This is a genomic window from Quadrisphaera sp. DVD1 (assembly GCF_058932755.1).
This window is the reverse complement of sequence record NZ_JBZYWI010000154.1, coordinates 1-7,098: the sequence shown is the minus strand read 5'-3', so window position 1 is coordinate 7,098 and position 7,098 is coordinate 1. Positions and strand designations below refer to the sequence as shown.

Below are 7,098 nucleotides of genomic sequence, written 5' to 3'. Positions count from 1 at the left end.
AGCCGCTCGGCGGGGTCGGGGGTGCTCACGGGGTCACTGTGCCAACGCCGCCGCGCGGGCGCGAGCGCGGAGGTGGGCCCCGGCGCTTCCGGCTAGCCTGGCCCGGCTCGGGGCCGGCGGTGCCCCACGCACCCGCACCCCCCACCGCCGAGACAGCCCCAGGGAGGACGGTCGCGTGACCAGGGTCGCCGCGTGATCGGTGCGCAGGGCCTCTTCGCGGACGGCGGGCGGATGGGCGCCCGGATGGCCGCGCTGGACTGGGCCGCCACCCCCGTGGGCCCCGTCGAGGGCTGGCCGCAGGCGCTGCGGGCCCTGGTCCGCACGATGCTGCGCTCGCGCTACCCGATGCTCGTGGCCTGGGGCGAGGAGTACACGCAGCTGTACAACGACGCCTACTCCGAGCTGATCGGCGTCCGCACCGACGACGCCCTCGGCGGTGACCTGCGGGTCACCCTCGCCGAGGGCTGGGACGTGCTCGCCCCGCTGGTGGACGAGGCGCGCTCGGGCGGGGCCTCGAGCTGGGTGCCCGCGCTCCAGCTGCTCCTGCTGCGGGCGGGCTACCGCGAGGAGGCGTACTTCAGCGTCTCCCACGCCGCGGCCACCGACGACGACGGCCGCCCCGCGGGGATGCTCGCGGTCTGCAGCGAGGTGACCGCCTCGGTCCTCGCCGAGCGGCGCCAGGGGCTCCTCCAGCGCCTGGCCGCCGCCTCCTCGGCGCCCACCGCGGCCCGCGCCGCCGAGGCGGTCCTGGCCTGCCTCGCCGACCACCCCGACCTGCCCTTCGCCGCCCTCTACGCCCGTGGCCCGGACGGCGTCCTGCGGCTGGCCGGCTCGACGTCGTCCGCGGTCGGCGCCGCCCTGCCGGCGCGGGGGCCCGAGGGGCTCCAGGAGCCCGACCCCTGGGGCCTGCGCCGGGCCGCGGCCGGTGAGCAGGTGCTGCTGGACGACGTCGCCGAGCGGGTCTCCGTCCCCGGCGGGCCGTGGGGCGACCCCACCCGCGCCGCCCTCGCGGCCGGGCTCCGCGGTGACGACGGGTCGGCGCTCGGCGTCGTGGTGCTGGGCGTGACGCCCTCGCGGGCCCTCGACGACGGCTACCGGGCCTTCCTCGACCTCCTGCTCGGCCAGGTGTCCACCGCGCTGCGCGCGGCCACGGCGCAGGAGCAGGCGGCCGCGCGCACCCGGGCGCTCGTCGAGCTCGACCGGGCCAAGACCGCCTTCTTCACCAACGTCAGCCACGAGTTCCGCACCCCGCTGACCCTCATGCTCGGCCCGCTGGGCGACCTCGTGGCCAGCACCGACCTCCCGCCGCAGCACGCCGAGCGGGTGCGGGTGGCGCTGCGCAGCAGCCAGCGCCTGCTGCGCCTCGTCGACGACCTGCTCGACGTCGCCCGGCTGGAGGGCGGCCGGGCCCAGCCGGAGCTGGTGCCGGTCGACCTCGCCGCCGCCACCGCCGAGCTGGCCGGCAGCTTCCGCGCCGCGGTGGAGCGCGCCGGCCTGCGGCTGGACGTCGACTGCCCCCCGCTGCCCGGGCCGGTCCTCGTCGATCCCCGGCTGTGGGAGCGGGTCGTCGTGAACCTGCTCTCCAACGCCCTCAAGCACACCTTCGTCGGGTCCGTCGGGGTGCGGCTGCGCGCGCAGGAGCGCGGCGTCGAGCTGACCGTGACCGACACCGGTGTCGGCATCGCCCCCGAGGACCAGGAGCGGATCTTCGACCGCTTCGCGCGGGGCCGCAGCACCCGCGGGCGCACCGGCGAGGGCAGCGGCATCGGCCTGGCCCTGGTGCACGAGGTGGCGCGGGTGCACGGCGGGTCGGTCGAGGTGGCCAGCCGCCCCGGGGAGGGCAGCGCCTTCACCGTCGTGCTGCCCCTCGCCCTCGCCCCGGCCGGCACGCCGGCCGAGGCCACCGCCCCCGGGCAGAGCGCGGAGCTGGCGCTCGCCGAGACCGCCGGGTGGGACGCCGGGGCGGGGGTGCCGGAGGTCTCGGCGCCCTCCGCCGCACCGTCCGGGCCGCCCGCTGCCGGAGGCCCCTCCGACGGCGCCACCGTGCTCGTCGCCGACGACAACGCCGACCTGCGCGCCTACCTGGGCCGCCTGCTCACCGAGGCCGGCTGGCGCGTCGAGGCCGTGGCCGACGGCGCGGCCGCCCTGGCCCGGGCCCGGGAGGCGCTGCCCGACCTCGTGCTGACCGACGTGATGATGCCGGGCCTGGACGGCTTCTCGCTGGTGCGCGCGCTGCGGGCCGACCCCCTCACCCGCGCCGTGCCGATCATCGTCCTGTCCGCCCGGGCCGGCCAGGACGCCTCGGTGGAGGGGCTGGAGGTCGGCGCCGACGACTACCTCGTCAAGCCGTTCTCGGCGCGCGAGCTCGTGGCCCGCGTGCGGGCCGCCCTGGAACTGGCCGCCCTGCGCTCCCAGCACGCCCGGCAGCTGGCCGGCCTCGCCGACGTCGCGGGGCTGCTGCTCGACGGCGGGGACGTCGTCGAGGCCGTGCGCCGCGCCACCGAGCAGGCCCGCCGCCTCCTCGACGCTCTGCACGCCCGCGCCGTGCTGGAGACCGGCGGCGACCCGCAGGTGGTCACCGCCGGGGCGGAGCCGTCGGGCACCGGCGGTGAGCTGGTCGTGGAGATCGCCACCCGCTCCGGGCGGCGCCTGGGCGAGCTCGTCGTCGCCGACCACCCCGGCCGGCGCACCACGGGCGAGGACCTGGCGCTGCTGGCACCGGTCGCCCGAATCATCGCGGTGCTGCTGCAGGACCGGGGCGAGGGCCACGTGCCGGTGCCCGCGGAGGCCGCCTCGAGCCTGGTCCCGGCGGCGGCCGAGGGCGCCCCGGCCACCGTGGTCGCGCCCTCGCCGAGCGCGCCCGCGCCCGCGGAGGAGCCCCGCCCGGGCCACCGGTGGCCGCTCGCGCACGCCGCCAGCTACCCCGCGGAGCCCGCCGCGGTCTCGCGGGTGCGCCGCCACCTGCGCGCGGTGATGGCCGAGGCCGCCCTGGACGACGCCATCGCCTTCCCACTGCTGGTGGCCGTCAGCGAGGGCGTGACCAACGCGATCGAGCACGCCCAGGACCCGACCCGGCCGGTGGTCGACGTGGCCATCGACGTCGAGGAGCACGAGCTGACGATCACCATCCGCGACCACGGCACCTGGCGGCCCCGCACCCCGAGCATGGACCGCGGCCACGGGTCGGCGCTCATGGCCGCGGCGGGGCAGGTGACCGTGGTGCCCGGGCCCGACGGCACCACGGTGACCCTGCGGCGGCGCCTGGACGGCCGCGCGTGACCGTCGCCGCGGTGCGGGCGGCCACGGGGGAGGGCTCGACCGGGCTGACCGGGCTGTCCGGCTGGGTGGCGGACGTCATGGCGGCGCTGGGTGCTCCCGGCGTCGGCCTCATGACGCTGCTGGAGACGGTCTTCCCGCCGATCCCCAGCGAGGTGGTCCTGCCGCTCGGCGGCTTCCTGGCCCAGCAGGGCCGGATGGGCCTCGTCGCCGTGCTCGTGGCCGCCACGCTCGGCTCGGTCCTCGGGGCGCTGCTGCTCTACGGCGTCGCCCGCCGGATCGGCCAGCGCCGCGCGGTGGCCCTGCTCGCCAGGATGCCGCTCGTGGACGCCGAGGACGCCGACGCCGCGACCGCCTGGTTCGTCCGGCACGGCCGGTCGGCGGTGTTCTTCGGGCGCCTGGTCCCCGGCGTCCGCAGCCTCATCTCGCTGCCCGCCGGGGCCGCGCAGATGCCGGTGGGCAGCTTCCTCCTCTACACGACCGCCGGCAGCCTCCTGTGGAACGCGCTGCTCATCGGCGCCGGCTACGCCCTCGGCACCCAGTGGGAGGCCGTGGAGGGGTACGCGGGGCTCCTCGACCGCGTCGTCATCGCCGCCGTGGTGGCGGTCGTCGCCTGGCTCGTCGTGCGCCGGGTCCGCAAGCACCGCGCCGCGCGCGGCGGGTCGTCCCCGGCCGGCTGAGCCTCCGGCCGCGGCACGGGTGCTCGCGGCGGTCCTGGTGCCGCAGCGGCGTCAGCCGCTACTGTGCGTCGCACGCCATCCAGAGCGGCTGAGAGACCTGGCTCGTCGACGCCGCAGCAACCCCCCGCCACCGCGGGCGCGGGTGCTACCGCCAGGACCGATGGAGGAGCCGTGAGCACTGCCGTGATCCCTGCCGCCCAGCCCGACCCGCCGCCCGCCGTCGCCCCGCCGGTGCGCCTCCTGGTGGGCCTGGCCCACGACCTCGCGGCGGCCAGCGCCCGCTGGGAGCCGCTGCTGCGCTTCGACGCCGAGCGGCGCTTCTCGACCCGGCTGCCCGGACCCGAGGGCGTGGAGGTGTGGCTGGCGACGTGGCTGCCCGGCCAGCGCAGCGACCTCCACGACCACGGCCGGACGGCGGCGGCCCTGACCGTCGTGCGCGGCGCCCTGCTGGAGCACCGGGTGGCGGCCGGGCAGGACCTGGCCCCGCTGGAGCTGGGCCCCGGCGCGGTGGCCGTGCTCGCGCCCGGCGTCCTGCACCGCGTCGCCAACGCGGGGACGGTGCCGGCCGTGAGCATCCACGTGCGGACCACCGCGCGGGCCCCGCTGCCCTGAGCCGCGGCGCGCGACGGGACGCGCCAGGACGCGCCTGGACGCGACGGGGCGCGGAGGTCAAGGTGCGGCCCCGGCGTGCCGAGGGGAACCGGGTGACCGGACCGAGTCCCGCCCCCGCCCCCGCCCCCCAGGCCGGCCCCGTGCCGCCGGAGGTGCTCGCCGGCGTGCTGGCCGCCGTCCCCACGGGCGTCTGCGTGGTCGACGCCCGCGCGCCGGGCCTGCCGCTCGTGCACGTCAACCCGGCCTGGGAGCGCCTCACCGGCGTCCGGGCCGAGGACGCGCTCGGCCGCGGCCCGGGGTTCCTCCAGTGCGCGGAGACCGACCCGGCGGCGGTCCGCGCGCTCGGCGAGGCGGTGCGCGCCGGGCGCCCGACCCGCGCCGTGCTGCTCAACGCGCGCCCGGACGGCAGCCGCTGGTGGAACGAGCTGAACCTGGCGCCGGTCCACGACGCGGACGGCGTCCTCACGCACCTGCTCGGCTTCAGCACCGACGCCACCGCGCGCGTGGAGGCCGAGGTGCGGCTGTCGCGGCTGGCCACCGGGCCGCTGGAGGACCTCCCGCACCGCGGCCGCCTCGTGGAGTCGCTCGAGCGCGAGCTCGCCACCCCCGGGGGGCCCGAGCGCACGGCGGTGCTCTTCTGCGACGTCTCCGGGTGGGCCGCCCGCAGCGGGCGCACCACGCTCGGCGGGTCGGTCCTCACCGCGGTCGCCGCGCGCCTGCGCGCCGCGCTGCGCCGCAGCGACCTGCTGGTCCACTGCGGCGGCGGCCTCTTCCTGGCCCTGCTGTGCGACCTGCCGGCCGGGGCCGACGAGGTCGCCGCCCGCGCGGCGGCGGCCGTGCGCGGCGCCCTGGACGAGCCGGTGGCGGCCGACGGCCAGCTCTACCCGGTGGACGGTGCGGTCGGCGTCCTCGTGCACCCCGCCGGCGCCAGCGCCGCGGACGTGCTCAGCGCCGTGGACCGGGCCGTGGCCCTGGCCCGCACCACCACCGCCCGCTGAGCCCCGCCGGCGCCGCCGGAGGTCCTGGTGCGCACGGGGCCCGGGGTGGAGGACGATGGAGGGGCTGAGGACGGCGCGTCGCCGTCCCGCTCGAGGAGCCCCTGAGCATGACCCCGCCCCCTGCTGACACCACCGCCGACACCAGCGCCAACACCAGCGCCGACGCCGTCGAGGAGACCGCCGACGCCGTCGACGAGCCCTCCGAGGAGCGCTCCGGCGCGTCCGGCGGCACGACCTTCGCCGACCTCGGTCTGCGCGAGGAGCTGCTCCAGGCGCTGTCGGGCCTCGGCTACGAGGAGCCGACGCCGGTGCAGCGCGAGGCGATCATCCCGCTCGTGGCCGGGCACGACCTCGTCGGCCAGGCGGCCACCGGCACCGGGAAGACCGCGGCCTTCGCGCTGCCCCTCCTGCAGCGCCTGCCCACCACCGGCCGCGGGCGCGCGCCGTCCGCGCTGGTCCTCGTGCCCACCCGCGAGCTCGCGATCCAGGTCGCCGAGGCCGTCGAGCGCTACGGCGCGGGCCTGGGCGCCCGGGTCCTCGCCGTCTACGGCGGCCAGGCCATCCAGGGCCAGCTCAAGGAGCTGCAGCGCGGCGTCGACGTCGTCGTGGCGACCCCCGGCCGGGCCCTGGACCACCTGCGCCGCGGCTCCCTGGCCCTGGACGAGCTGCGCACCGTCGTCCTGGACGAGGCCGACGAGATGCTCGACATGGGCTTCGCCGAGGACCTCGAGGCGATCCTCGAGGCGACGCCGAGCGAGCGGCAGACCGCGCTGTTCTCGGCGACCCTGCCGCCGCGGATCGCGCGGATCGCCCGCCAGCACCTGAAGGACCCGGTGCGCCTGGAGGTGGCGCGCGAGACCACCCAGGAGGACGAGGCCGCGCGCGTGCGCCAGGTCGCGCACGTGGTGGCCCGGGCGTGGAAGACCGAGGCGCTGCGCCGGGTCCTCGACGTCGAGGCGCCCGCCGCCGCGATCGTCTTCGCTCGCAGCCGCGGCGAGGTCGACGACCTCGCCGAGGCGCTGAGCAGCAAGGGCCGCCGGGCCGAGGCCCTGCACGGCGGGCTGAGCCAGGACCAGCGCGACCGCGTCATGGGCCGCCTGCGCAGCGGCACCGCGCAGCTGCTGGTCGCGACCGACGTCGCCGCGCGCGGCCTGGACGTCGACATCCTCACGCACGTCATCAACTACGACGTGCCCGCCGCCCCGGAGAGCTACGTGCACCGGATCGGCCGCGTCGGCCGCGGCGGGCGCGAGGGCGTGGCGATCACCCTCGCCGAGCCGCGCGAGGTGCGGATGCTCGGCGTCATCGAGAAGACCACCCGGCAGCCGCTGCCGGTCGAGCCGCTGCCCACGGTCGCCGACCTGCGCCGCCGCCGCCTCGAGCGCACCCGCTCGGCGCTGCTCCTGGCGCTGGAGGAGGAGGACCTGTCGGGCTACCGCGAGCTCGTCACCTCCCTGACCGCCGAGCACGACGCCGCCGACGTCGCCGCCGCAGCCCTGCACCTGCTGGGCTCGGCGTCCGGCGACGGCACG

The 7,098-nt window shown here is 78.5% G+C and carries 5 protein-coding genes and 1 riboswitch; all 5 genes read left to right on the top strand.

From position 1 onward, the window contains the following. The first annotated feature begins 192 nt into the window (after window positions 1-192). The gene (locus tag AC5FZL_RS14255; RefSeq protein ID WP_493619554.1) at window positions 193-3,279 is read left to right on the top strand and encodes an ATP-binding protein; all 3,087 of its coding nucleotides are present in this window, start codon (window positions 193-195) and stop codon (window positions 3,277-3,279) included. Beyond that, window positions 3,276-3,956 carry a DedA family protein gene (locus AC5FZL_RS14250; RefSeq protein ID WP_493619553.1) on the top strand — a complete coding sequence of 227 codons (681 nt, stop codon included), beginning with the start codon at window positions 3,276-3,278 and terminating at the stop codon, window positions 3,954-3,956. The genes AC5FZL_RS14255 and AC5FZL_RS14250 overlap by 4 nt, the downstream gene beginning before the upstream one ends. Window positions 3,957-4,028: 72 nt before the next feature. Next, window positions 4,029-4,123: riboswitch (SAM riboswitch) on the top strand. 4 nt (window positions 4,124-4,127) lie between these two features. Beyond that, the gene (locus AC5FZL_RS14245; protein WP_493619552.1) at window positions 4,128-4,568 is read left to right on the top strand and encodes a cysteine dioxygenase; all 441 of its coding nucleotides are present in this window, start codon (window positions 4,128-4,130) and stop codon (window positions 4,566-4,568) included. A gap of 92 nt (window positions 4,569-4,660) precedes the next feature. Beyond that, window positions 4,661-5,566, top strand: a complete 906-nt coding sequence (locus tag AC5FZL_RS14240; RefSeq protein WP_493619551.1) for a PAS domain-containing protein — start codon at window positions 4,661-4,663, stop codon at window positions 5,564-5,566. Between the two features lie 107 nt (window positions 5,567-5,673). Continuing rightward, window positions 5,674-7,098, top strand: a 1,425-nt coding sequence (locus AC5FZL_RS14235; protein WP_493619550.1) for a DEAD/DEAH box helicase, incomplete at its 3' end; no start/stop codon positions are given.